The 19,605-nt window shown below is 45.5% G+C and carries 22 protein-coding genes; 4 read left to right on the plus strand and 18 right to left on the minus strand.

Translation table 11 applies throughout. From position 1 onward, the window contains the following. Nucleotides 1–24: 24 nt before the first annotated feature. The 4 genes from MusilaSJ_RS02290 to MusilaSJ_RS02305 all read right to left on the minus strand — a co-directional run bounded on the left by MusilaSJ_RS02290 (nucleotide 25) and on the right by MusilaSJ_RS02305 (nucleotide 5,541). Nucleotides 25–1,395 (minus strand): RagB/SusD family nutrient uptake outer membrane protein, encoded by a 1,371-nt coding sequence (locus tag MusilaSJ_RS02290; RefSeq protein WP_274988458.1) that lies wholly within the window; start codon nucleotides 1,393–1,395, stop codon nucleotides 25–27. A 1-nt stretch (nucleotide 1,396) separates the two neighbouring features. Next, the gene (locus MusilaSJ_RS02295) at nucleotides 1,397–4,594 is read right to left on the minus strand and encodes a SusC/RagA family TonB-linked outer membrane protein (protein ID WP_274988459.1); all 3,198 of its coding nucleotides are present in this window, start codon (nucleotides 4,592–4,594) and stop codon (nucleotides 1,397–1,399) included. Further along, a complete protein-coding gene (locus MusilaSJ_RS02300; protein WP_274988460.1) occupies nucleotides 4,591–5,160 on the minus strand; it encodes a TlpA family protein disulfide reductase in 570 nt (189 codons plus the stop codon). The genes MusilaSJ_RS02295 and MusilaSJ_RS02300 overlap by 4 nt, the downstream gene beginning before the upstream one ends. 99 nt (nucleotides 5,161–5,259) lie before the next feature. Then, nucleotides 5,260–5,541 carry a hypothetical protein gene (locus MusilaSJ_RS02305; protein ID WP_274988461.1) on the minus strand — a complete coding sequence of 94 codons (282 nt, stop codon included), beginning with the start codon at nucleotides 5,539–5,541 and terminating at the stop codon, nucleotides 5,260–5,262. A 306-nt stretch (nucleotides 5,542–5,847) separates the two neighbouring features. Between MusilaSJ_RS02305 and MusilaSJ_RS02310 the strand changes: the two genes are divergently transcribed. After that, nucleotides 5,848–6,069: a type II toxin-antitoxin system RelB family anti-toxin gene (locus tag MusilaSJ_RS02310; RefSeq protein ID WP_274988462.1), complete on the plus strand. Its 222-nt coding sequence runs from the start codon at nucleotides 5,848–5,850 to the stop codon at nucleotides 6,067–6,069. Nucleotides 6,070–6,080: 11 nt separating this feature from the next. On the opposite strand, the gene MusilaSJ_RS02315 is transcribed toward MusilaSJ_RS02310, so the two are convergent. Next, nucleotides 6,081–6,671: a hypothetical protein gene (locus tag MusilaSJ_RS02315; protein WP_274988463.1), complete on the minus strand. Its 591-nt coding sequence runs from the start codon at nucleotides 6,669–6,671 to the stop codon at nucleotides 6,081–6,083. 358 nt (nucleotides 6,672–7,029) lie between these two features. Here MusilaSJ_RS02315 and MusilaSJ_RS02320 point away from each other — a divergent pair, with 358 nt between their 5' ends. After that, a complete protein-coding gene (locus MusilaSJ_RS02320) occupies nucleotides 7,030–7,257 on the plus strand; it encodes a helix-turn-helix domain-containing protein (protein ID WP_274988464.1) in 228 nt (75 codons plus the stop codon). Here the strand turns inward: MusilaSJ_RS02320 and MusilaSJ_RS02325 are convergent. From MusilaSJ_RS02325 to MusilaSJ_RS02385, 13 genes are all read right to left on the minus strand, one after another. After that, nucleotides 7,235–8,119 (minus strand): HNH endonuclease signature motif containing protein, encoded by an 885-nt coding sequence (locus tag MusilaSJ_RS02325; RefSeq protein ID WP_274988465.1) that lies wholly within the window; start codon nucleotides 8,117–8,119, stop codon nucleotides 7,235–7,237. The two genes, MusilaSJ_RS02320 and MusilaSJ_RS02325, sit on opposite strands and share 23 nt — an antisense overlap. 1 nt (nucleotide 8,120) lies before the next feature. Beyond that, on the minus strand, nucleotides 8,121–9,806 hold the full coding sequence (locus tag MusilaSJ_RS02330) for an AAA family ATPase (RefSeq protein WP_274988466.1): 1,686 nt from the start codon (nucleotides 9,804–9,806) through the stop codon (nucleotides 8,121–8,123). A gap of 129 nt (nucleotides 9,807–9,935) precedes the next feature. Next, nucleotides 9,936–11,033 (minus strand): hypothetical protein, encoded by a 1,098-nt coding sequence (locus tag MusilaSJ_RS02335; protein WP_274988467.1) that lies wholly within the window; start codon nucleotides 11,031–11,033, stop codon nucleotides 9,936–9,938. Nucleotides 11,034–11,071: 38 nt separating this feature from the next. Next, a complete protein-coding gene (locus MusilaSJ_RS02340) occupies nucleotides 11,072–11,254 on the minus strand; it encodes a hypothetical protein (RefSeq protein ID WP_274988468.1) in 183 nt (60 codons plus the stop codon). Between the two features lie 10 nt (nucleotides 11,255–11,264). Next, on the minus strand, nucleotides 11,265–12,095 hold the full coding sequence (locus tag MusilaSJ_RS02345; RefSeq protein WP_274988469.1) for a PRTRC system ThiF family protein: 831 nt from the start codon (nucleotides 12,093–12,095) through the stop codon (nucleotides 11,265–11,267). Beyond that, nucleotides 12,092–12,844, minus strand: a complete 753-nt coding sequence (locus MusilaSJ_RS02350; RefSeq protein ID WP_274988470.1) for a PRTRC system protein B — start codon at nucleotides 12,842–12,844, stop codon at nucleotides 12,092–12,094. The genes MusilaSJ_RS02345 and MusilaSJ_RS02350 overlap by 4 nt, the downstream gene beginning before the upstream one ends. A gap of 10 nt (nucleotides 12,845–12,854) precedes the next feature. After that, nucleotides 12,855–13,292, minus strand: a complete 438-nt coding sequence (locus tag MusilaSJ_RS02355; RefSeq protein ID WP_274988471.1) for a hypothetical protein — start codon at nucleotides 13,290–13,292, stop codon at nucleotides 12,855–12,857. A gap of 75 nt (nucleotides 13,293–13,367) precedes the next feature. Continuing rightward, on the minus strand, nucleotides 13,368–13,949 hold the full coding sequence (locus MusilaSJ_RS02360; RefSeq protein ID WP_274988472.1) for a hypothetical protein: 582 nt from the start codon (nucleotides 13,947–13,949) through the stop codon (nucleotides 13,368–13,370). Nucleotides 13,950–14,001: 52 nt separating this feature from the next. After that, nucleotides 14,002–14,217 (minus strand): PRTRC system protein C, encoded by a 216-nt coding sequence (locus tag MusilaSJ_RS02365; protein ID WP_274988473.1) that lies wholly within the window; start codon nucleotides 14,215–14,217, stop codon nucleotides 14,002–14,004. A gap of 17 nt (nucleotides 14,218–14,234) precedes the next feature. Further along, nucleotides 14,235–14,855: a PRTRC system protein E gene (locus MusilaSJ_RS02370; RefSeq protein ID WP_274988474.1), complete on the minus strand. Its 621-nt coding sequence runs from the start codon at nucleotides 14,853–14,855 to the stop codon at nucleotides 14,235–14,237. Next, nucleotides 14,836–15,081: a hypothetical protein gene (locus MusilaSJ_RS02375; protein WP_274988475.1), complete on the minus strand. Its 246-nt coding sequence runs from the start codon at nucleotides 15,079–15,081 to the stop codon at nucleotides 14,836–14,838. The genes MusilaSJ_RS02370 and MusilaSJ_RS02375 overlap by 20 nt, the downstream gene beginning before the upstream one ends. 4 nt (nucleotides 15,082–15,085) lie before the next feature. Further along, on the minus strand, nucleotides 15,086–15,451 hold the full coding sequence (locus tag MusilaSJ_RS02380; RefSeq protein ID WP_274988476.1) for a hypothetical protein: 366 nt from the start codon (nucleotides 15,449–15,451) through the stop codon (nucleotides 15,086–15,088). 82 nt (nucleotides 15,452–15,533) lie between these two features. Beyond that, nucleotides 15,534–15,950: a single-stranded DNA-binding protein gene (locus tag MusilaSJ_RS02385; protein ID WP_274988477.1), complete on the minus strand. Its 417-nt coding sequence runs from the start codon at nucleotides 15,948–15,950 to the stop codon at nucleotides 15,534–15,536. Nucleotides 15,951–16,389: 439 nt separating this feature from the next. Between MusilaSJ_RS02385 and MusilaSJ_RS02390 the strand changes: the two genes are divergently transcribed. Together MusilaSJ_RS02390 and ligD are read left to right on the plus strand one after the other, a co-directional pair. Further along, nucleotides 16,390–16,578: a DUF3606 domain-containing protein gene (locus tag MusilaSJ_RS02390; RefSeq protein ID WP_274988478.1), complete on the plus strand. Its 189-nt coding sequence runs from the start codon at nucleotides 16,390–16,392 to the stop codon at nucleotides 16,576–16,578. Between the two features lie 52 nt (nucleotides 16,579–16,630). Next, nucleotides 16,631–19,561 carry a DNA ligase D gene (gene ligD, locus MusilaSJ_RS02395; protein WP_274988479.1) on the plus strand — a complete coding sequence of 977 codons (2,931 nt, stop codon included), beginning with the start codon at nucleotides 16,631–16,633 and terminating at the stop codon, nucleotides 19,559–19,561. Nucleotides 19,562–19,605 lie beyond the last annotated feature (44 nt).

The raw sequence follows: 19,605 nt of genomic DNA on the forward strand, positions 1-19,605 counted from the left end.
CGTATCAAGGGGAAATCCCCCTTGCTACGGATTTTGTTCGAGTCCGCTGATATTAACAGCATTTTGATCGATAGCAAAAACGTACCTATCCGCATTTGGTGGTAATTGGTAAACCACATTATTAATATTCCTGGTTAACGTAATTTTATTGGTTTCACTTAAATTTAATCTTCTAAGGTCTATCCATCTGAGGGACCTAAACGGCAGTTCCTTTCGTCGCTCTGCAATAATAGCGTTTACAAGCGCTGATACATTGTTATAGGTCAATGGAATAAACGTTCCTTTCTTCCATCGATTTTGCAACAGCATGTTGAGGTCTGCGGCACCATCACTCAAATTACCGTTTCTTGCGTAGCATTCCGCCCTCGTCAGGTACAATTCGTTAGTGGCGATGCCTGTGAATAGGGCTGCTGTATTCAAACCAGTATAATTGCCCTTAAATGATTTGGAACCGTTTGCATTCGTTCTAAATAATATAGCTTTCCTTAAATCATTTGCCTGGTAGCTGCCATATAACACTGTGTCTACCTTGGCCCTTGAAGATAACAAAGCTGACGGGGCACTGGTCCTGGCATCATACAAAACCTCGTCATTAAATTGCTTAAAAGGAATTGTAGCGGTTGATGAGATGGCATTATAATCCATTAAAGTTCCATACGATTTAAGTGCGGAATCAGCGTAGATGCCTGCATCTTTAAAATCTGACATGGATAAATAGATTCTTGCCAGTAAACCCCAAGCGGCCGGCCGGCTTGGAAGATATTTTTGGGTAATTTTTATAGGTAATAATGGTAATGCTTGTTTCAGATCGCCAATTATTGAAGTATAAGCATCTTCAACTGATCCTCTTTTGGGTTTGACGTTAACATTAGAGGTGTTTCTGATAGCTATGCCAAGATCAGAGCCAGCTGTAGCTGAATTATACGGCTTTGAATAAAGTTGACTTAAGGAAAAATGATACGAGGCACGGATAAATAAGGCAGCCCCTTTAACATTATTTAATTGAGAATCAGTGGCAGGGGTGATTTTTGGTAAGGCATCCAATATAACGTTCATATATTCAACAGCATTGTATGCGGCTGTATAATCCCCAATGTTTAAGCTATATTTTGTCCATAGATAGTAATTGTTCTGGGGATTTGTAAGCGAGTTATAATCTGCAGTAGTCAAATAATAATCATCTGAGGCTACCTCAGAAGCAGAAGGATAACGGGCATTTACAAAATTGTAATTGTAAATGATCCCATACAGATCATCAATCGTTGATGGGGTTGAAATGCTTTGGTCAGGTTTACTGTCAAGATATTTTTTGCAACCGCTTAACGAACTAACAAGTATGCAAAGTGACATAGAAAGGTAAACCCGGGTAAAGGTTAGTATGTAAGTCTTTTTCATTTTAAAAATTTGCTTTAAAACCTAAGGATATATTCATTGGATTTTTAAGACCATATAGGAAGTCTGGGTCTAACTTTGACTTATTAGCTTTCCAAACCATCCAATTTAACTGGTTGGCATAAGCATATATCTCCAGCCGTTTTAAGCTGGCTATATTTATAAACTTTAGGGTATAACTTAAATAAATATCATTGACCTTTATATTGTCAGCTTTTTCAGCATTTATCGAAGCAAACTGGTAAAAATTATCGCGCTGCCAATCAGAAGGATAAACAAAGGACGGGACATTGGTATGAGCTTCATCACCGCTTTTTTGCCAGCGGGAGTCATAATCAGGATAGCCCATGCCGGTGTTATAAAGGACATCTGAGTTAGTGGTTGGCTTAAGGAACCAGTATTTAAGTCTATACGTCAAATTGACTACTAATGACAAATCATGCCAGCTGAATGAGTTCCTGAAATTGCCGTAGAATAAAGGCACGGCACTTCCGATGATATCTTGCTTATCAATTGAATTGGAAAGTATCGCATTATAATCTTCACTGACATTTCCGTTCACGTAACCTCGCGGATTACCATTCTGGGGATTAAGCCCGGCCCATTTGAAGGTTACAATCTGGTACGGATTATATCCGACGATCGGAAATATATATGTTCCGGAACTTACCAGGCCCTCCGCAGAAGGCGGATTAAGTAACTTGGTGGTTTTATAATTTGAATAGTTAAATAGAAAACTTGAAGTCCATTTTAGACTACCTTGCAGGTTATCTGAATTGAGTATTAATTCAAGGCCTTTTCCAAAAATACTTGCAGAATTTAAATTAGCAGAATTAAATCCTACCGTCGGGTCCAATAATACGCTATTAACCAAGTCTTTTGAGTTTTTAGTATAATAATCAATGGACCCTGAAATACGTTTGTCTACGAAGGCAAAATCAAGCCCTGCGTTAAACGTTTTAACCTGTTCCCAACGAAGATTGGGATTTTCCGGTGAGCTGATATTGACATAAGGCAGACCTATTGGGTTCCTTGACGCGGCTGCATAGGTGATCCTTGTCAACCCGGATTGACTTGGCGAAATGTTTCCACTGGACCCGTAAGAAAAACGGGCACTCAGGTCAGAAAGCCAATCAGAACGGAAGAATTTTTCATTTGATATACGCCATAGGAAACCGGTTGACCATAACGGCACCCATTTATTATTCGTTGATACCCCAAAGATATTCGACGCATCCCTACGCGCACTGGCGGTCAATGTATAGCGATTATCGTAACTGTACGAAGCATTGGCGTACGCTGAAACAAAGCGGGTCCTAATCAAGGTAAATCTGGTGCCGTCGGTAATCGCCGAACTCCCATAAATGTTATCATAAGTCGGGTGCAAGGTTGCATAATCAACTTTCTGAGAGGTCAGAGTGTTGGGGTTATAGCCATAAGTAGTGGCGTACTGAACAGAAGAAGTATTTTCTCTTATTTCTCCACCGGCAATTGCATGAAACTCATGCTTTGAATTCCAGGTTTTATCAAAATCGAGTTGTGCACGGCCCGCCTGTTGAAGAATATTTCCGTTTTGGGTCGAGAGAATGTTGCCTTTAGGTACATAGTAAGTTAACTGGTTATTCGTAACTGAAGTAAAAGTGTTGATATAATCCCTCACGCCATAAGTATTCATGTTCTGATCATTATTCACCCACGAGGAAGTCTTATCATACTGGTATTTAGCGTCCACTTTTAACCAAGGTAGAATTCTGTAAGTACTTGAAAGATTAACAAGGACATCGGTCTGTCCTGAAGTATTGTTATTTTCATGAAGGTTTTGCAGGGGGCGATACTTCCAATCCAATAATTTCCCGTTGCCCGCAGTATCAGTAAATGCTCTGCTGTAATAGAGGTCGATTGCTGCCGGACTGCCGTCAGGATTAATTAAGCGCGCATATGGAGCTATGGCATTCGTACCGGTGCTGTAACTGCCGAATCCTCCCGGACTATTTTGACGAGCAGTATTTTTGGTTAGAATAATATCCGATTGAATCAGCAGATCCTTCGTGATTTCGATGGATTGATTGGAGCGGATAGTTATTCTGTTGTTATCATTTCCAACCAGTGAGGCAAGATTTTTATCATATCCTGCGGAAAAAATATACCTGTAACTCCTGGCTGAACCAGAAATATTGGCATAATATTGTTGCTTAACCTCACCGCGGTACAAATATTTTTCCATATCGGATCTCACATCCTGTCCGCGAAGAACATTAATGGCACTTTCAGCCTGGGCATTGGTAATCTCCCCGTTCTTGGCCCGGTTTAAGATATCCGCTACGGGGGGTATTGGGCTAAAGTAAGGGCTGTTAATATTGCTATCATAAAAACCCTGTGTAAACAATTGCTTTTGTAGTTCGATAATATTATTTACCGATGCTGTTCGCGCTGAATAAAGATTGATCTTTGGAGATAGTGTAATGTTGGAACTCAAGGTTAATGATAAGGGTTGATTTGCTTTTGCCTTTTTTGTATCGATAACGATAACACCATTTCCAGCTTTAGCGCCCCAGATAGAAGTTGCTGCCGCATCTTTTAAGACCGTTATACTTTCGATATCATTTGGGTTGATATTGTTTATATCCCCTGCATATGGAAAGTTGTCAAGGATAATTAAAGGACTCTGGTTTGCGTAATTATGAGAGCTTAAACCTCTTATCTGGATCGTTTGGGCATTGGCATCGTGGTTGTCAAAGAGTACTCCACTTGAAACACCATCGAGCCTGCTAATAATATCCGGTGAAACCCTTTGATCCAGCAGCTTTTTATCTATCTTGAAATAAGATCCCGTTGCCCGCTCTTTTGGAATCTCCTGATAGCCACTACTGACTACAACCTCCTTAAGATTAGTCGTGATTGGTTCCATTACGATATGAACCGGTTGTTTTGTGTCATCTGAAATGGGCTTCATTGCGGTTTTAAAGCCGACATGAGTTAATACAAGCGTGTCTTTAGCGTTCTTTGAAAAAATCCAAAAATGCCCTGAAGAATCTGTAGAAGACGTAGCACCAAAGTTTTTTAAAGTGATCGAAACCCCGGGAAGTGGTTTTCCTTCAAAATTCACATCTCCATATAACCTGAACCCATTCTGCCCAATTACCGATTTTGATGAAATGATCAATAACAATAATATCGTTATACGTGTAAATACCTTTTTCATAGTTTGACACGTTTATCGTTATTATCAACTGCAATTAGTTTTTCTCCGGCTAAAGCCCGCTCAATATTTTCGGGTGTTACTTCAGGTTTCCCTGTTAATGCCAGTATTTGTCCGTTTTGGGATATCCATACGACATAAGGGATGCCTCTAAATTTGAATTTATTAGTAATCGCAGTATCGCCGATAGCAATGGGAAGGCTAAATTTCTTCCGCGTCCATGAACGATGAATGTCTAACATTCTCATGACCTTCCTCTCATCATCAAGGAACTTTTCTGAATCCACGAGCAGTATATTTATTCTATTTTTATAAACCTGTTGCAGGGAATCCATTTCAGGCATACTTTGAATGCAACCGCCGCAGGTGGTAGCCCAAAAGTCCAGGATCAGTATCTTTCCTTTGAAGTCAGAGATTTTCGCGGATTTGTTTTTTGAATTGACAATATTATTTATGGAAACATCTGGCATGTATTGTCCTGGAAATAAGCTGGTTTGTGTGTCCGGTGTTTGGGAATAAGCAGGAAATTTTAGGCATAGAAATGCCATTGAGCATATTATGAGCTTCATTTTACAAGTTTTTAGTTATTGATTATTGAATTTATTGGAACGATGGAGCGAACTCATTCCGGAGGTGAGATAACCAATAACCAGATATTGACAATGTTCTTAAACACCGCCAAGCCCTTTCTGGACAACTGGTGTAGCCCCGTTCGCCTGGTGTACTGTATAAGCCGCAGCCACCAGGTCTATTAACTGATCAAAGAACAGGGCAACTTCTTCATCTGAAACTTCAGCTTTAATCGTGCAGTCCTTCAATGCCCAGCATTGAAATAATTTCCAGAACATGAACTTTGTGGAATCAGGTGTATATCCTTTAAAAAAGGATTCGATCACCTTTTGAAGAGGGGAACTCTGATGTAGAATGTTGTGTTGTTTTGCTGCTTCCATACTCAAAGGTTTAATGTGGTAAGTCGCAGCAAAAACGCCATAGGCGTGGACTCAACTTACCGACTTAGAGGCCCTGAGAAGCCCACCCACGATAAGAGAGCCCACACCTATGGCGTGGGCATATCACTCATCGTCTCGTGGGATAAAAATTTCTCAGGTTTCTAAATCGAGACTAAAAAGCGAATGCTTTATTCTATCGAATAATAAAGTATCGCAAAACAAATATAAACAATTATTTGAATTGTGGACTTAAAAGTCCACAATTTTTAACGGTTTTTATGCGATTTTCAGACTTTTAGTTAAACATTGAAGAAAGACTACTCAGAATTACAGCAAAAGTTTGGAAATCACCTTAAAACTATAAGGGAAAAACAAAACATTTCACTTAGGGAACTTGCAGCCAAATGTGATTTAGACCATAGTAAGATTGGCAAGATTGAAAATGGCCAAACAAACTTACAACTTTCTACAATTTTTGAATTAGCGAAGGGTTTAGGCATAAATCCCAAAGAGCTTATTGATTTTTAAAAGAGAGTGATTTATTCTTTTATAGGATACTCGCCGGTTTCCTTTAGTTTTTTATAATCATAGGCATTTGCCACATCCAGTTCAGCCAGTTTTTCATAAAGCTCATTCGCCTTTTTCTTGTATAGTTCAAAGCTATTTTTCCTCCCAACTCCAGCCTTCCCGTTGTACTTCCATCGCTCGTCCCCTAAAAAGCGATAAGCAAGGTCTTTATAGATCTGCGCCCGGAGTACCTTTAATTTAATATCCTTCATACCCAGGCTATCTGCCCGGTTCGCATATCGTTCTGCCGTGCGCAAACCCTGTAAAGCTTTTGGCTCATCTTGCTTGGGGAAAGCCTGGATGTTATTGAATTTATCCAGCAACAGTGCCCGCTCAAACAAGGCGATCGTATCATTATGGTCAGCACTTAGGGCTTTATCGAGCCGGTCAATATCCCGTCGATATTTTTCAAGGCTTGGCCTAAAGGTTTCATTGTTGAGCAACAATTGACCATATAAGATATTGGATCTTACCTGCGCTACGGCAGTTTCGCAGATGTTGAAAATGATGATGAGAGCTGAAAAAAAAAATGATCTTACGCATATCAAGGTTGTTTTTCTCAAAATTAGAGGATGCCGCTTAACGTACATAGCTAAAAATTATAACTGAAGGTTATAGAAATCTCTCGATTTTGGTCATAACAACTTGAAATACCAGGCGACGAAAACCACCAACCACAACAAGACTAAAGCGAATCCAAAAGCCCGGTTACGCTTTGTCCGTGAAAGTGCAGTTGCGTCAGGTGTACAGTTAGTGGTCTGATCCTTCATATTGGGAATTTAGGTTAATATTGTTAAGGAGCCTTTACCGTGCAGTTAAATTTCTTGCCCGATTCAAGCAAAAGTAATAAAAAGTGTTGTGTTTTAGCACAACACTTTTTAACCTAAAAACCGTGTTTTTTGATCTTGATCTAATTTCACAATGTCAGAAAACGCGCATCATCAAGAATATTTCCTTCGTTTCGGGCGTCATCTGAAAGCATTACGAACATCCAAAAATTTGTCTCACCGAAAGTTAGCTGCCAAATGCAATGTGGAGTTCGCTGACATCGTACGTTATGAAAAAGGAGAAATCAATCTGACAATGAAAACACTGATCGAACTTTCGATCGGCCTGGATATCCCACTTAAGGAGTTAATGGACTTTTAACTACCGGTGCCGGTTTGACAATGGCCAGCGGCGCATAAAAACCCCCATCGCAAAAAGCATCATGGTCAGCAAGGGCGAACAGAACTACCGAGCGCCAATGATTGATGCCGAATCTTTCCTGAAGGCTCTTGCCGCTCTTCCTGAGGTCAAGTTTGACGGCTTCCTTTCCACCGCTTTTATAATTTTCATCCAGATATCGGGCTATAGAACTCAGCTGTATATTCAGGGCTTTCCGCAGCCGTTTGTTCAGATTCACCCGTTTCATTTGGAAGTTCATCTGCGTCACCAGGCTGCTTGACAGACCGGCTACAGGACGAACCTCTAATTTAATGCTCAGTCCTTTACCGTGCAACCGCACTTTGGCGAACAGAAATTGTTGATCGTCAGGTATGTCGTCATAATACACGTTAACGAACCTTTCGTGCGGTTTTGAACCATCCAGAGATCGTTTTTTATTGTTGCATTTGTGACAATAAGGGATCAGGTTACGGCTATAGATCGACAGTGGTTGATAATCTTCCTTAGGAAGATAATGATCAAGTTCGTCCGCCTCGCCGATGCCGCAGCACGGACAGGTATCCGCGCCCATTAAAAGTTTATCACGCAGTTTTTTCAGGCGTCCTTTGATCTGTACCTCATCGTAGGCGTTTTTCATCGCCTCAAGCAGTCCTGCGGATAAATATTTACCCTGAAGTGCCGGTGAGGTGATCCCTTTGGCTGCATCATAAGCCCGGTATATTTTATCGATCGCTTCCTTTTCCGCGGCTGTGATCGGATATTTCATTACACCACTTTTTTTCGTCAATGCTTTATCGATGTTTTTCATCGAGCCGTTACGGGGAGGTAGGTCAAGTTTCCACATATCAGCCGCGTTTAAAAATTTTCGACAACAGGTAAGCGCGGGCCTGAGTGCTCAGTCCGTGTTCAAAATAGCCTTCGATCCGCTCAAGCAATGCTTCCGGCGCAGGCCTTTCAAAAAAGTCATCAACCGTTTCTTTATAGAGGGCATCCAGCGTATTATGAAAGTCGGTGGCTTCAGAGGTCAAACCAAAAGCCATTTCGGTCAATGTACCGATATTTTCCCCGAAGGTTTCCAAAGGAGGCTGTTCGATCTTCATTTCGGAGCCGACCCTCCGAACACGATAAACGTGTTCGCTGAGTGTTTCCTGAAGAACAACGGGCGAATGTGTCGCCACGATCATGAAAGCGTTCAATTCACCAAGCACAAAGCGCACGGCGGTCATCAGCGCTGCGAGCATGGGAGGATGAAGGTGTGTTTCAGGTTCGTCGAACAGCAACAATGACCGGATCGCCGTGTAGGCAATGATACTGGTCAGAGAGTGTATCACGAACTTATGTCCTGTGCTTAATCCCAGGAAAAATTCCAGATTATCCTTTTCGTCTGTGTTAAGAAGATCTTGCCCGAGAATAAGGTGCATGGAGACCTCAGCAGACAATATCTTCATGGCTTTATCGAAGATCGTATCCCGGCGAAACTCCTTGATGATCGCAAGGTTACCGATAAATTCCTCACCCAGTTGATTGATGGTCTTAAGCTTGGTATTTTCGATCTTGTCCCGGCGTATTTCTGCCGGATCAAGTTTGCCTGTTTCTTCATCAAAATGCATGAATGGTATCATTTCTTCCAGTTCGGAAACAATATCCCTAACGCCGATAAATACGTACCTGGCGATCCCTTTTCTCATTTCCTCAACGATGATCCTTTTATCCTTAACATATACACCGGGTGTGTTAAAGGCATCAAATGCGCTGTATGAAAGCACCAATATGCGTGGGAACCCAAGTCCGGGCGGATCCATTATGCCAACCTGTTGAAGCGTTTCGTCAAGTCGGTCGGTTGCAGAAGAGAAAGCCACCCTTGAGATCCGGGACAGCAACGTACTTTTCCCGGACCCGTTCCTGCCGATAATGGCGATTATACGGTTTGGCAGCGAAAGATCATTCCAGCCATATTTGTTTTTTGAGTCAAATCTGAACGTGACAGGTTCTTCAAATTGAGGGAACTTAAATTTGAAACTTTGGTCCAGATCGAGCAAGCCATGATAGTCCCTTTCGAGCAATAGCGGGCCTAAGGTGAACAACTGATCGTCCGCCTTGAAATTTCGCATCATAGCAGCTTTAAAGCCTGGTTCTTCTAAAAAGTCCTCCTTAAATTCCGGGTAAACTACCGCATCCCGGAGGGCTGTTAATATCTCTTCTTTATACAAGGGTAACTGGGAGATCCGGGAGTAATAGTCAAGAGATGTGCCCATTGAACAGTAGTCATCATCGAGGGCGCCGATCGGACCAGTGCCCAGTAAGAACATTTTATTTTCAGGTTGCCCCATCTTTAATATCCTGACATGTCCGATCATAAGTGGTTCCCCTTTAGTTACCAGGGACGAGGCATGGAGGTAATAACTTACATAAAAACCCTGGTCGTTCCAGTTATCCTGTTCAAGGTAGAACTGGGCATCTTTATCGGAGTTATAAAACTTTTTCCGCCTCCAGGGGACAATAGTGATAAACGGTATCTCAGTTTTAGGCATCAACGAATTTAAGAAATGCAGTGTGATCCCCAAATTCAATTCAAATAAATGCGCCGCATTTTCGCCACCCAACGGAACACCCGCGAAAATGCGGCGACCGGCCCCGGCTCCGTCCGGGGCGCGCCACGCTCAAAAGCTGTAATTGGAACCCGTCATTTGGTTATAGGTTTCCCCAAGGCGTTCATGGGTCATGCCTTTCAGGTTAGCCTGTGTGATGAATGATCTGATCACCGTCTCACGGGTGCGCCAGTTGAAGGCATAAATAAGGGTCTTCTTATTATAGGTCACGGAAAGGGAAATAGGCATCCGCTGGTCGTGGGCATTTTGCAGGATGGGGATCATGCAGCAGGCTTGATGGTATTCTTGTTCGGTAGTTTCGGGATGGCTGAGGCGTTGCGCATATTTCTGCATCTGGCAGCGGCGCAGGTCTACGATGGGTTTGTGTTTTTTTTTCGGGATGCGTTTTGACTTTCTGCTAAGGTCAAAACCGAGCATATCTTCGGTATATTCGGGGTATCGCTGCCTGATCTCCTCCAAAGCGAAAAGCTTGTTGGCCGCATAGACCCGCCGCACGAAATTCCGCCTTGCCCCTTCAGCGGCGATCCTGACCTTGCGCTGTACCACCGCTTCTGTAACCGTTACTTTTTGCTCTTGGGCGGTATTAAGGTATAGCAAACGGAGAGCGGTCAGCATATCAGGGCGTTTGTCCTCCTGTTGTTCCTTGTCCAGTAACTTGCTGATCTCGGTCGCCGTCAATTCATCCGAATCTGCCAGTAATGTAGTTAAATTGTCCTCTGTAGCTGCGGGAACAGCTTCGGCGGCCTGTGGTTCTGAAGATCTGCCACCAAGCAGATACCTGCTTCGGAACGAACGCAGGGTATTCAGGAACTGCGTACCCGAACCTGCGTTCTCCTTGTCCAGTTCATCCGCTTCCTGTTGTTCGGCATAGATCAGTTTATCCCAATCCTCATACTGGTGGTAGCACAGGCGGGTATCAAAGTGATGATACTCTATTTCCTCACGGTTCATCGGACGGGTAAGAAAAGGGAATGCGGTATGCAATCCCATTGGCCTTCGGTTACGGTCACACCATACTTCCGAGTGCATGAAAATGTAGATGCGTGGCGGGTACTTGGTTTGCGGTTTATAGTAATATGCCGCAAAGCCTTCGGACTTTCGTGGCAGCGCATTCATGCGCTCATATTCGACCTTTTCCCGGGCGTTCATCACGTAACCCTCTTTGATCTTGACCATAGCTTTTGAATTTAGGGTTGTTGTTGGGGTAAGGCGATCAGTTTCTGATAGAGGTCTTCCCAATAGGCATACAGGTGTAACTGCTGTGCCGATGGGTTGGCGACCCGATAATGGCGGTAATCATCCGCCTGCATGATGGCGAGTTGGAGGTTGGTGACCACGACCTTTTCGCCGTTCAGATCTGTAATTTCCATTTCTTCAATATTAAGCGGCTATCTTCATCGGTTGCGCCCTGTATTCTTTCAGGTTCAGGAACAGCGCATCATTATAAATGATACCCTCACGGAGCATTTGCCAAAGCAGGGACGAACCGAAATTTACCAAGGTCGAATTAATGAACAGATCCTGCTTGGCCAATGCCTCGGCAAGCGAACAGCTTGGTGTTTCATCGGTAGTTTCGGCAGCGATCAACAGGTCAGCATACTTCTCGGTCACAAAAGGTAGTTTGCCAACGGGCAGGAACTGTTTCGAGGCAGGTTGTTTGATCTCACCCACGGTCGATAATACCACCTGTCCTGTGTCCTTACTATTCCCGAAATCCATCCAATACAATGGTTTGTCCCGATGGCCTCCGCTGTTCTTATGGTAGATATTAAGTATCTCGGCGATGCAGAAACGAGCCTTTACGGTATCGACACAGGAGATCGTAATGGCGGCCATGCCTTGTGAAATAGAACAAAAGTCTTTATCGTACCGAGCGGTTTCAGCTTTCCAGTTCAGTCCGAAAAAGCGGTTTACCCGATTGATGAGAGCGACCGATTTATATTGCCCCAATTCGGAGGTGGTAAATAACTGTCTTGCCAAGTTCGGCCTTTGCACGGTATCGTCGTCATAAAGGGTCACGGACAGGCCGGGATGGTTCAACCCGTTCAATGCCTGGCTAATTCTTGCCAATGCGGTCAGCATTTGGCTGCCTGTACCACCCGCCCCGATAAGGTTGACCGAGATCGGGTTGTAAGGGGCTAATAGTTCTTTTTGAACGATATGTACAGCGGTAACTGGTTTCGCTGAATTAAGGTCATTGCGCTTTTTCATCGGATCAGGTTCTTTAGTGTAAGGTGGTTTTGTTTGTTAAGTACATCGGTCGGGAATGCCTTACCCGTGCCGACCTGCTGTTGCCAAAGGGTCTTCAGGTCGATGAATGCGCCCTGATGGTTGCCGATGGTGTGGCTGAAATAACTGTTAAAGAAATATTCCTGCCATAGGTTGATAAAGTCCTCCAAGCGGGTAAAGCGGTCGATGCTGATCTGTACCGTACCCATGCACACGTTACCGCTTTCATAGATATTGAAAAACGGGGCATGGTATAGGGCGGTATTCGCATTGGGCTTGCCTTTTCCTTTCAGGGCGTAGATGTGAAGGCTTTCCCTGCTTGCTTTCCAAACCAATGCAGGGAGTTTGGCCTTACCTGCGGGGATGCCCAAACCCTCTACGAAATAAAGTTCTCTTTCCATCGGTGGCGTGTACCATACGACGAAGCCGTCATTTTGGGGGTCGAGGAACAGGACATTCGGCGAGATCAGCCCCTTTGGTTTCAGGAAGTTACCTTTCAGTTCTTCGGTCGCCTGAAATAATTTGCTTAGCGAGGTCAGTTCGGTCAGGCTTAAAGGGTGTGCATTAATGGGTTGCCCACGTTTACCAATATCATAACTTTCCACATACACCTGTGGGTTGCGGTCGGCTTCGTGGCCATATTGGTCTTTGATATTCAACTGGCTCTCATAGATCAGCAGGGCTTTAACGGGGACATACTGGTTATTGAATTGCTCGGTAATATTTGTCATGGTGTTGTTGTTAATGGTCATAATTTTCAAGGAACTCAGCAAGCTTTCCTAAGAGTGGAAAAAGGCGGCTTTCAAAGCCGAAACGTTCGGTATCGTTAGTAACAGCCTTATCGAATATTTTCACATCGATGGGTTCATCCGTGATGCCCATTTCCTGAAAACTGCAATTGATCATTTCCATTACGTTATCGACCAATGTGTCATTCCCGCTCCAATAAAAACTGATATATTCTTCGACCCTGATGCGTTCCTCCACTTCGGGGTAATAGAGGTCAGGCCGTATATTATCGCAAAAACAGCGTTCGGGGTACGCTCGGTAAAGCTGTACGAACTCGATCGCGAGTATGGCAAGGTCGTTGTCCCGCTGTTCGGAATTGGCATAGTTCAGGACGGTATCGGCAAAGGTTTCGACCTTTACTTTGTCGTTCATCGATCTTTGCAGGTGCATCCCCGAGGTCTGCAAGCGGTAGATCTCATCCAGTTGTTCCTGCCGACAGCCTTTGGCTTCTTCATCCTCATCCGCTTAATCATTGATCATATCCTCTATGTAGCGGTATTGCTGTCCGATAAAACTTTCGTATTCGGTGTACATGGGTATCTGCACCACTTGGAACAGGTAAGCGAATATCCCTGTTACCACCTCGGCAACTGCCTGATGACCGGGTTCGTTGACCCATTTCCATAACGGTTTTACGGGTATATAGTACAAAGTTCTGCCCGTATCAAAATTGCTGATCGTCGCCAGTACCGCTTCGTGGGTGTCATCGTTAAGGATGATAAGATCCAGTTTTTTATCGATGGCCTTGATACGTTCTGCCGTCACTTTCCAAGCGTGGTAGATATTCTGCGGAAAAGCCGACCCGCTTACATCGGGCAATAGCAGGTCATAATGTTCGCAGAGGTGGGTAAGCGAGCGGAAGAACTGTTCTTCCGCTTTTTCGCCGTTCCCGCTAAATAACCAAAAGGGTTCAAAGGCATGGTTCAGAAAACCATTTGTACCATTTCGGGTGGTGCGCTTCTTAAAGAGTTGCGCCTTATTTCTCCTGCATCGGGCAACCTGTTGAGTTTCCCTGCGAAAGTTCCGAACTGTGCGTATATCCTCCATAACTGGCTGTGTTTATCGATCTTGACCGTTTTTTTTACCTTGTTTTTCATATTCATCCTTTTGTGCCCATCGTGGTTTCAAAATGATATTGCATTTCGTCGTCCTTAAATTCAGGGCCACGTATCTTGGCGGTGGTCAGTATCGGGTAGATACTGGCGTAAAAGTTCTTTACATCTTCCTTGGTCAGTTGCTGACCGGGGTCGGCAAGGCGAATTTCCTGACCGTTCTGTTTATGCAGGAAGATCCTGCTGATCGTTGTAACTTCCATCTTTTGTTCCCTTTCCTTTAAATATCTTTCATCAGTTCATCATACTGCGCTTTGCGTTTGCGCAGTTCCGCACCCTTGCGTTCGATCTCCTCGGCATGTTCAGGGTATTCCTCGGCAGTTGGTAACAAGGCGAGGGCATCCTCGTACTTGCATTGCTTATTGAGTTCGGATATTTGGGCGATGGCCTCGGCATAGCGTTTCTTCTTTTCAGCTATGGCCTTTTGCTCATTCTCCTGTGCGGAGAACAGGTTCTCGGTATCGGGGGTATCATCATCGTCGTCGTCGTCCGCAGGTGTGGCGGCGGCGGTGGTCTTTGCCTTGCCTTTGTTCTTTTTATCCTGTTCTGCCTTGGAAAGTTCAGCGGCCTTTTTCAGGCTTTGCTGATAAGCCTCCATATTGGCGAACAGGCTTGCGGTCTGTTGTACAGGGACGGTTATCGCCCCGAAAAAGCCCTCATCCAGTTCGGTCGCCTTGCCTTTGAGGATCATAGGCGGGATCACTGTACCTGCGGCATCGGTGGTTGCGTTCGGCAGGTAGACCGAAACGGTCAGGAGGCCATCGGTATTCTTTATCATATTGAGGTTAAGTGCGCCCTGAAATGCAAGGGCGCTGATCTGTTCAAAAAAGTTCGTTGTCATGGTATTGGGTTTTCTTGTTCTTTAAAATTTTCGTTCCTTTTCCTTTGCGGTAATTGGCTGTGTACCCGTTGCTTTCAATGACCGACCGAAGCATGATCTCGGCATGCCTGATGGCGAAAGCATCTCTTGCACTGACGAAAAGCAGGTCGGTATCCTGAAAAAAGCGCAGGGTGTTAGCCAGTACTTTGAGGGCTTTACGTTCGGTTTTGTGGGCTAAGTAGCTCATGGGCTTAGTATTCTAAGTTGATGCATTGCTCTTTGGTGGCTATTAACAGGCGTTCGATCATCGGGGTAAATTCACCCTTTTGGATGAACCTGCACCAAGTGAAACTTTCAAAGGCATAGTCATCCTTGATGGTCAGCCACTCGTCACCGCCATCGATCTGATTGATAAAACAGAGGTTCATGAAGTGAAAACCCTGACCGAGGCACCAGTTGCCTTGCTGAAAGATATTTTCCAGTTCGGCAAGCGTGGCGATCCTGACAAGCTGTTGCTTATCGAACGGCGGGTCGTTGGCTTCCGCTATCCAAGGGTTAGCAAGGCCGAGGGCTTCCCAAACGGGTATCAGGTTTTTGGCATCAAAGTCGTTTTGCATGGGTTTCGTATTGTTTATGGGATAATTCGTTGATATGATAATTTGAAAAGCACCGCCACCGAAGCGGCGGTGCAAGGCTTGTTTAGAATGGCAGGTCGTCATCGTCCTCGCCACCTGCGGCAACGGCGGCAGGTTTAGCTTTCTCTTTGGTTTTGGCTTTTGCGTTTTTTTCGGTTTCGGCAGGTTTGGCGTTATTGCCACCGAATAGTTTGACATTATCGACCGAGCAGGTCAGGTTGGCGTGCAGTTCGCCATCATTTCCTTTCCATGCTTCGGCTTCCATCCATCCGTTGATCTCTACGATCGTGCCTTTGGTCAGGTATTCGGCAAGACCTGAATTGATCCAGTAAGCACAGCGGATAAAGGATACTTTTTCTTGTTTTTCGCCCGCTTTGTTCTTAAAGCGTTTGTTGACCGCTACGGTAAATGAGGTCACGGTTCTGTCGCCTTTAACGGTTCTAACTTCGGCGTCTGCGGTAATTCTTCCTGTGAATAACATAACATTTAAAATTTTTAGTGAATAATTATTTGTTTGTCTTTCCTTTTGTCCTGATTTGCTTTTGTGATGATCTTTTAAAAGAAAAAGGGAAAAAAGAAAGCCATAGGAAGTGCCGCTTCATAGCCAAAAGGAAACGGAATAATTGGAGGGGACCCTTTGGGGAGGCAGCCGTTTATGCCGTAGTCTTTTGGCGTACTCCAATGACAGAATACGGCAAGACCTTAGCTGCCCTTTTTACCCGTTTCGACTAAAAGATCGTTCGGAGAACTTCATTTGACCGGCCGAAGGCCAGCCAAAAAGATATCTTAGATAATTCCATGTGGAGATATTCTTATCCCAGAGATATACGGTTTTGATCTTCCGGCCTTGAATTAGACCTTAAGCTTTAAAACCATCGGTTGTGCCGCTTGTTAAAGCAATAAATCAAATATTAAAACCTATGTCAGATAATAAGAATAAGAAAGATGCCCGCGACCGCAATAAGGTGAGCGGCAGTGAAAATTACGAGATCCAGTATTTCAAAGATAAAATGGGTGTAAGCAGCCAGGCCGTCACCGGTGCCATCCGCGCGACCGGTTCCAATGACCGTAAAGTATTGGAGAAATACCTCAAGGACAAACAGAAATAAATAATGGTGATCCATTTTCAAAGCCCCGTAAGGGGCTTTGTCGTCTCAACCAATGAAGATCGCTACCTACAACATCAATGGCATCAACGGCCGTCTCGATATCCTGCTGCGCTGGCTTGCGGAAGCCGACCCGGATATCGTTTGTTTACAGGAGCTTAAAACCGAGCAGCATAAATTTCCCGAGCGGCAGCTGAAGGCAGCCGGTTACCACGCCGTTTGGGTAGGCCAGAAAAGCTGGAACGGCGTCGCCATTCTGTCCAAAACCGAGATCAGGGAACTCATCCGCGACCTGCCGGGCGAAGATGAAGAATTTACCCACAGCCGCTATATCGAGGCATTCATTAACGGTATCGTCATCGGCTGCATATACCTGCCCAATGGCAATCCCTGGCCAGGCCCGAAATTTGACTATAAGCTGCGTTGGTTCGAGCGCCTGACGGAGCATGCGCAAAACCTTGTTCACCGGGAGCTACCTGTGATGCTCATCGGTGATTATAACGTCATGCCAACCGATCTGGACACCTATAAACCTGAAAAGTACCTGAAAAATGCCTTGTTCCGGCCTGAAACCAAAGTTGCCTTTAAGATGCTTGTGGACCAAGGCTGGAAAGATGCCATCCGCCACCTTTATCCCGACGAACGTATCTACACTTTCTGGGATTACCTGCGTGATGCCTACGGGCGCAACGCCGGACTGCGGCTCGACCATTTCCTGCTCAATCCCAAAATCGCCGGAAGGCTGAAAACTGCGCAGGTCGACAAACACGTACGCGGTTGGGAAGGCAGCAGTGACCACGCGCCCGTCTGGATCGAACTTGCTGACCACGACCTGCCAAAGAACGACCAGGCTAAACAAACCGGCAGGGCCATGAACTCACAGTTAACAAAAGCCACGAAAGCTCAAACCCAACCCCAAGCCGGGACCAGCGACGTGCGGGCGATCTTAAAAGAAGCGCCCAAAGCCGAACTGCCGCGGAACATCAAACCCATGAAAGCGACCCTCGTCGACACCCCCTTTGATGATCCCGGCTGGGTTTACGAGATCAAATGGGACGGCTACCGCGCCATCGCCAGCATTGCGCAAGGCAGCGCAACCCTCATCTCGCGTAACAATCTGCCCTTCGGCCAATTCGGCCCGATCAACCAACTTATGGAAAGCTGGTCTATGAACGCCGTACTGGACGGAGAGATCGTCGCTTTGGACGAACAGGGCAATGCCGACTTTGGCGCACTGCAAAACTGGCGAAACACCAAAAGCGCCCGGCTGGTCTATTATGTTTTCGACATCTTATGGTACGAAGGCCACGACCTTACCAAACAGCCTTTGCACCAACGCAAAGACATCCTGAACGCCGTTTTACCAACAGACAGCGAACTGGTCAAAGCCAGCCCTTCTTTCGCCGTAAACGGTATCGAGTTTTTTGAGACCGCTAAAAAAATGAAACTTGAAGGTATCATCGCCAAACGCGCTGAGAGCGTTTACACTTCCGATGCCCGTTCGCGCGACTGGCTCAAGATCAAGGCGAAACGCCGCCAGGAAGTCGTTATCGCCGGCTTTACCAAAAATGAAGGTACCGGCAAATACTTCAGCGCACTGGCCATCGGTGTTTATGACCCGAAAGGTGTGTTGCGTTATATCGGCAAAGTCGGCACCGGATTTAACGATGCCCAGCAGAAAGAAATGATGGCACAATTCAAACCGCTCATCGCCGCCGAAAGCCCTTTTGATGTGGAACCCGACGTGGACGAACCATCGCAGTTCCGGCCGCGCAGACTGGGCGCAAAGGCCACATGGCTCAAACCCGAGCTGGTTTGTGAGATCGAATTTGCCGAGATCACCGGCGACGGCAAGGTCAGGCAGGCCTCTTTCAAAGGCATGCGTAGTGACAAGAACCCGAAAGAAGTGATCATGGAAACCGAAGCCGACACGACAAGCGTAGTCGAGGCGCAAAACCTCAAGGCGGACATCCAGGAGATACAAGCCGATGGAACCGTAAAGGCTAACGCCCGACCGTTCAAGCCGGCAAAGGCCATCAAGGCCAAACCAACCAGCAATCCGCTGCTTTCGTCAAAAAATGATACCGAAGAAAAGAAAGTCAACGGGCATTTATTAAAATTCACGCACCTGAACAAGCTTTACTGGCCAGAGGATGGTATCACCAAACGGGACATGTTCAACTATTATCATCAGGTCGCACCTTTCATGCTGCCTTATCTGAAAGACCGGCCCATGTCGCTCAATCGTTTCCCCGGCGGTATCCATGGCGAAAGCTTTTACCAAAAGAACGTTCGTGACAAAGCGCCTGAATGGGCAAAGACCATGGCCCATACCAATAGCGAAGGCATCGATAAAGACTACCTGCTGGGGGACGACGAAGCCACCTTACTTTGGATGGCCAGCCTGGGCTGCATTGAGATCAACCCCTGGTTCAGCCGTGCACAATCGCCGGATAATCCCGATTACTGCGTCATCGACCTTGACCCCGATAAACAACATTTCGACCAGGTGATCCAGGCCGCGCAGGAAGTCAAAAAAGTACTGGATGCCATCGATGTGCCCAGCTATCCGAAAACCTCCGGTTCAACCGGCATACATATTTATATCCCACTCGGGGCCAAGTACACGTATGACCAAAGCCAGTTGTTCGCCAACATCATTGTGAAATTGGTCCACCAGCAAATACCGAAATTTACCACGCTTGAACGCATGATCTCCAACCGCAAAGGAAAGATGTACCTGGATTTTTTACAGAACCGGCCCGGCGCCACCATTGCAGGCGTGTATTCCCTCCGCCCCAAACCCGGTGCCACCGTGTCCATGCCTGTGCACTGGGACGAAGTAAGACCCGGCCTCACCATGAAAGATTTTACTATACACAATGCCCTGGACCGTCTCAAAGAAACCGGCGACCTGTTCAACGGTGTATTGAGCGAAGGCATCGATCTGGCCAAAACAGTACAGAAAGCGCAAAGTGTATTTTAAAGATCACCATCCGTTAAAACAATTGATCGATCTGTGAAATGTAG

Source organism: Mucilaginibacter sp. SJ, from assembly GCF_028993635.1.
Taxonomy (GTDB): domain Bacteria; phylum Bacteroidota; class Bacteroidia; order Sphingobacteriales; family Sphingobacteriaceae; genus Mucilaginibacter.

Coding starts and splice junctions, on each gene's coding strand:
- MusilaSJ_RS02360 (WP_274988472.1), bottom strand. CDS start 13,949: ATGGAGGATATACGCACAGTTCGGAACTTTCGCAGGGAAACTCAACAG.
- MusilaSJ_RS02380 (WP_274988476.1), bottom strand. CDS start 15,451: ATGCAAAACGACTTTGATGCCAAAAACCTGATACCCGTTTGGGAAGCC.
- MusilaSJ_RS02375 (WP_274988475.1), bottom strand. CDS start 15,081: ATGAGCTACTTAGCCCACAAAACCGAACGTAAAGCCCTCAAAGTACTG.
- MusilaSJ_RS02340 (WP_274988468.1), bottom strand. CDS start 11,254: ATGGAAATTACAGATCTGAACGGCGAAAAGGTCGTGGTCACCAACCTC.
- MusilaSJ_RS02350 (WP_274988470.1), bottom strand. CDS start 12,844: ATGACAAATATTACCGAGCAATTCAATAACCAGTATGTCCCCGTTAAA.
- MusilaSJ_RS02370 (WP_274988474.1), bottom strand. CDS start 14,855: ATGACAACGAACTTTTTTGAACAGATCAGCGCCCTTGCATTTCAGGGC.
- MusilaSJ_RS02365 (WP_274988473.1), bottom strand. CDS start 14,217: ATGGAAGTTACAACGATCAGCAGGATCTTCCTGCATAAACAGAACGGT.
- MusilaSJ_RS02345 (WP_274988469.1), bottom strand. CDS start 12,095: ATGAAAAAGCGCAATGACCTTAATTCAGCGAAACCAGTTACCGCTGTA.
- MusilaSJ_RS02295 (WP_274988459.1), bottom strand. CDS start 4,594: ATGAAAAAGGTATTTACACGTATAACGATATTATTGTTATTGATCATT.
- MusilaSJ_RS02330 (WP_274988466.1), bottom strand. CDS start 9,806: ATGCCTAAAACTGAGATACCGTTTATCACTATTGTCCCCTGGAGGCGG.
- MusilaSJ_RS02385 (WP_274988477.1), bottom strand. CDS start 15,950: ATGTTATTCACAGGAAGAATTACCGCAGACGCCGAAGTTAGAACCGTT.
- MusilaSJ_RS02355 (WP_274988471.1), bottom strand. CDS start 13,292: ATGCACCTGCAAAGATCGATGAACGACAAAGTAAAGGTCGAAACCTTT.
- MusilaSJ_RS02300 (WP_274988460.1), bottom strand. CDS start 5,160: ATGAAGCTCATAATATGCTCAATGGCATTTCTATGCCTAAAATTTCCT.
- MusilaSJ_RS02390 (WP_274988478.1), top strand. CDS start 16,390: ATGTCAGATAATAAGAATAAGAAAGATGCCCGCGACCGCAATAAGGTG.
- ligD (WP_274988479.1), top strand. CDS start 16,631: ATGAAGATCGCTACCTACAACATCAATGGCATCAACGGCCGTCTCGAT.
- MusilaSJ_RS02290 (WP_274988458.1), bottom strand. CDS start 1,395: ATGAAAAAGACTTACATACTAACCTTTACCCGGGTTTACCTTTCTATG.
- MusilaSJ_RS02335 (WP_274988467.1), bottom strand. CDS start 11,033: ATGAACGCCCGGGAAAAGGTCGAATATGAGCGCATGAATGCGCTGCCA.
- MusilaSJ_RS02305 (WP_274988461.1), bottom strand. CDS start 5,541: ATGGAAGCAGCAAAACAACACAACATTCTACATCAGAGTTCCCCTCTT.
- MusilaSJ_RS02320 (WP_274988464.1), top strand. CDS start 7,030: ATGTCAGAAAACGCGCATCATCAAGAATATTTCCTTCGTTTCGGGCGT.
- MusilaSJ_RS02325 (WP_274988465.1), bottom strand. CDS start 8,119: ATGTGGAAACTTGACCTACCTCCCCGTAACGGCTCGATGAAAAACATC.